Origin of the sequence: Alteromonas sp. AMM-1 (genome assembly GCF_047290655.1) — a bacterium.
GTDB lineage: Bacteria > Pseudomonadota > Gammaproteobacteria > Enterobacterales > Alteromonadaceae > Alteromonas > Alteromonas mangrovi.
Window position 1 is genome coordinate 1 of record NZ_JBLBUE010000237.1, and the last position, 3,967, is coordinate 3,967.

Sequence of the window (3,967 nt, forward strand, 5' to 3'; positions counted from 1 at the left end):
AAACATCGACACAATGGCGAAAAGAGGAAGAAATGCAGAGATAACAATGATCAGGCCCTGCGGTATTTGCTCCAGCCGTTTGAAAAAAGCGATAACAGATTTCATTCAAAATGGTCCAGCTTCAGAATATGTTCTTAGAATACAGATTCTAAAAATTGGATCAAGCACATTTGTTTAAATAATTTTTTACAACTTTGCCGTAATATTCTAACGTGAGAAAGTAACGGCACTGCCGTGATCATGCCCCGCCGGGATAAACCGGTGTTTATCTGCGGCGAAAAACGCTATTATTCAGGGCATAAAATGACGTTAAATTGTTAATTGGAATACCCGTTTGAGTACAGATACTACTGAATTTCACAGGGAACCGAAGCAGAGTCGAAGCCGGGCTTCTCTGGAGCGCTTGCTTCGGGCCGCCGCAGACTTATTAATCGAAAAAGGTTACGCAGAATTTACGCTTCAGGAAGTGAGTAAGCGTGCGAATGTTTCCATCGGTTCTATCTATAACCGCTTTAACAGCAAAGAGAACCTGATCCGTCAGGTTCAGCGCAACGAACTCGAAGCGCTGGAAGTCGACTCGGCTGTGGCAATTAACATGATCCGCAGACAAAACCTGAAGCTCAGGCAACTGGTACCGGCGGTTATCCGTCAGTACGGTGATATCCTTCGCAAATATCAGGGAATTCTACGGCCGCTAATGGAAATTTCTGTGGTAGATGAAGTGGTGCGGGAAATTGGTAAACAACACGCCTGGCAAAATACCGAGGACTTTCTTAAGCTGCTTTTAGAATGCAAAGATGAAATTACTCAACCCGATCCAACCCGTGCCGTTCACCGTGGTTTTATGTATGCCTATTCTGCTTTATCCCGTTTTTTAGGGCTGGGTTTTGTAGATGCCACTAGCGGTGAAGAAGACTGGGACGAAATGCTGGAAGACTTGAGCGAAATCACACTGCATTACCTGCTCGGACACCCTGATAATATCCGTTAACCTGCAGACTGATTACCGGCAAAAACACTGCAAAGCGCGGTCTGTATGGTGATTACGGGGAAATGGTTGCGAAAGTGAACATAAGGGAAGTCCGCTTTCGCAACCGGTAAGTGTGACACGCAGGCCTGACGACCTTCACGACTCAACTGGAAAGATAAGCTTATGGTCACGGTAACACTGTGACTAAAATTCCGGCTGATTAAAAATTGATTCTATAAATAGCTTCAATTGAAAAATCGAATGTTAATTCTATTTTTAATTTTCTTAAAGTGACACCGCTTTTAAAGCCAGTAAGATCAACACCCCGCCAGTGACTTTATCAATCATGCCTGCTTTCGCCTGAATCCGTTGTACTACCGCCTGACTGGACATCACCACGGCAACCAGCGTGTACCACAGTCCATCAATTAATGCAGGGGTTGCAACGATAACCGCTGTTTCCGCCATGTTGCCGGCCACACCAATAAACTGACTGAACAGGGCAATAAAAAAAGTGCGATTTTAGGGTTAAACAATGATATTGCCAGGCCATCCCCTGCTGCTGCCAGCGCAGAGACTTTTTTGCCAGACTGCAATTGCGCCTGAATACCGCCCTTCGACATCAGCGATTTTACGCCAAGATAGGCCAGATACCCGGCTCCCAGCCAGGTGAGTGCTTTAAACAACACCGGTGAATGTTGCAGTAACACGGCCAATCCTGAACTGGTTAATAACGCATAGAAGAAAACACCCGACGCATGGGCCCATGCAGTACAAAGCCCGTTAAAACGCCCGCCGGACAGTGCATGTTTAGTCACAACTGCCAGAATCGGACCAGGAGACATGGCTACCAACAAACAAACAGAAAATAAGGTGAAAAATACAACGATGGTCATGATGCCCCTCCAATTTCCTGCATTGTAGAAGCATCACAAGCATAACTGGAAATCATAAGACATCATTACAGCTATGATTTAGAGTAATACCGAAAATCAATTAAAGTTGGATTGAGCTTTCGCAATGGGCAATAGCGTCTTTTACCTGCTCCCGCGCCCATTTATGTCTGATGTCGTTATCATATTTTGGATGCCAGATAAGCCAGTACTGATTTTCTTCAACGTTGAAAGGCAGTGGTTTATACACAATATTCCAGCTGTCCCCCAAACTCTCAGCAATGTGCTCTGGCATCACCATTAGCCCGTCGAATACTTGCAAATGGCTCAGTGCCGCATTGAAGAAGGGCACCCGTAAATGAACCCGGCGCTGTGAGTCTTGCTGCCGCAGAATGTCATCAACAAAGGTATCTTTGTCAGCCCCACCGGTAATTTTAATATGCGGATAAGCAATCAGTTCATTCACGGTGACATGCTTTTTTGAAGCCAGTGGATGTGACTGGTGCATCACCAGCACCGAATGGTCCGCGCCAATGCGGATACCAGAAATGCCGTCCGGTTTATGCGGCAACATGGTGGAAGCGATATCAATATTGAGTTCGTGGAGCCGGTGAATATATTCGGGCTCCCACAATCGCAAGCTCACCGCCAGATTTGGCGCCTGCTTACTGAGCCGCTTGCATACGTCCGGCATGACATACTGGGCAACATAATCACTCGACGACAGCACCAGCTCGCCAAACCAGTTTTCAGGGTCGAATACGGTTTCAGCCAACAGCAAATCGAAATCGTCCATTAGCGTGTCGAGCTTCGCTTTCAGCATTTCGGCTTTGGGCGTGAGGATCAGCTGGTTGCCATTTCGCACCAGCAACTCGTCCTGCCAGATATCCCGAAGCTGTGCTAACTGCCTGCTCACCGCTGACTGGGTGATATGAAGACGTTGCGCTGCTTTGCTCACATGAGCTTCCTGCAACAATACGTGTAACGTGCGAAGCAAGTTGAGGTTGGTATTTCTGAGCATTTGTGTGTTCCCGTTTCAGTTAAAACGAAGTTATCCCAACCACTGATTCAGCACCACGTGGGTTTTTATTTTGATGATGTCGTCGATGGTATCGATATGCTCACGGATTTCATGTAGCCGGCGCATGGTGTCTGCTTTTATCAGCACAATCAGGTCACACTCGCCGGTAACACCGTAGCACGACACTACTTCAGGAATGGCGCGAAAATAGGGCACCACATCCGCGCACCGTGCCCGCTTATGCTGGATTTCAAGATAAGCGGCAACGCCTTCTTTTTGCGATTCCGACAACATAACCTGATAGCCGCGGATCACATTGTTCGATTCCAGCTTCTTAATCCGTTCTGTGACGGCGGAACGTGACAGGCCCACTTCATCAGCAATCGCTGAAATACTGGCCCGGGCATTTTGCCGGAGCTGAGCTAGAATAGCCTGATCGAATTTGTCCATCGTGATTCCGTCATTTTGCAGGTAAAAAGCCTTTCTGCCGTCAAAGTGACGGCAACAACGCGCTGAATGCACGCAAAGTAACACGTTATGAAGCGCAAAAACGCAGTATATTACGCAATTCAAATTAACGCAGTACGATTGGGTTTGTTTATCACCATGCACGATGCAAATAACAAAATTGGACGCTGGCAGGGCGCAGGGCTGCTGACCACCACTTTGCTGGGTACCAGCGTATTTATTCTGCCACAGATGACCATCAACACCGCTGGCCACTGGGCGATGATCAGCTGGCTTGTATTAACGGTAGCGATTCTGCCCGTTGCCATGGTGTTTGCTAAACTCTCTTCCCGCTACCCTCATGCGGGCGGCCCGGCCTATTTTGTTGAAAAGGCGTTTGGCAAATCTGCAGGCAGAACCATTGGTTTGTTGTTTTTGTTTGTGGTGCCTATTGGCGCGCCTGCTGCCATCATTATGACGTACTGGTTTATCGAAACGCTGTTTGGTCTCTCACCGGACTGGGCGCTGCCCGTTCAACTGGGCATTATCGCGCTGCTGTTTGCGCTTAATTACCGGGGTATTCAGTTTTCTTCGACCCTACAGCTCATGCTCACACTCGTTATTACTCTTGTAGTT

At 47.5% G+C, this 3,967-nt stretch carries 4 protein-coding genes and 1 pseudogene; 2 read left to right on the forward strand and 3 right to left on the reverse strand.

Annotated elements, in window-relative coordinates:
- Nucleotides 1-334: 334 nt before the first annotated feature.
- Nucleotides 335-991, forward strand: coding sequence for a TetR/AcrR family transcriptional regulator (locus ACLR2L_RS19325; protein ID WP_413370540.1), 657 nt, complete (start codon nucleotides 335-337; stop codon nucleotides 989-991).
- A gap of 264 nt (nucleotides 992-1,255) precedes the next feature.
- Here ACLR2L_RS19325 and ACLR2L_RS19330 read toward each other — a convergent pair.
- The 3 genes and pseudogenes from ACLR2L_RS19330 to ACLR2L_RS19340 form a co-directional block, all read right to left on the reverse strand.
- Nucleotides 1,256-1,866: pseudogene (locus ACLR2L_RS19330) on the reverse strand (LysE family translocator).
- Nucleotides 1,867-1,966: 100 nt separating this feature from the next.
- Nucleotides 1,967-2,884 (reverse strand): LysR family transcriptional regulator, encoded by a 918-nt coding sequence (locus ACLR2L_RS19335; RefSeq protein ID WP_413370542.1) that lies wholly within the window; start codon nucleotides 2,882-2,884, stop codon nucleotides 1,967-1,969.
- Nucleotides 2,885-2,914: 30 nt separating this feature from the next.
- On the reverse strand, nucleotides 2,915-3,334 hold the full coding sequence (locus ACLR2L_RS19340; RefSeq protein ID WP_119499538.1) for an Lrp/AsnC family transcriptional regulator: 420 nt from the start codon (nucleotides 3,332-3,334) through the stop codon (nucleotides 2,915-2,917).
- 87 nt (nucleotides 3,335-3,421) lie between these two features.
- On the opposite strand from ACLR2L_RS19340, the gene ACLR2L_RS19345 reads away from it, so the two are divergent.
- A partial coding sequence (locus ACLR2L_RS19345; RefSeq protein WP_413370545.1) for an amino acid permease occupies nucleotides 3,422-3,967 on the forward strand: 546 nt, incomplete at its 3' end.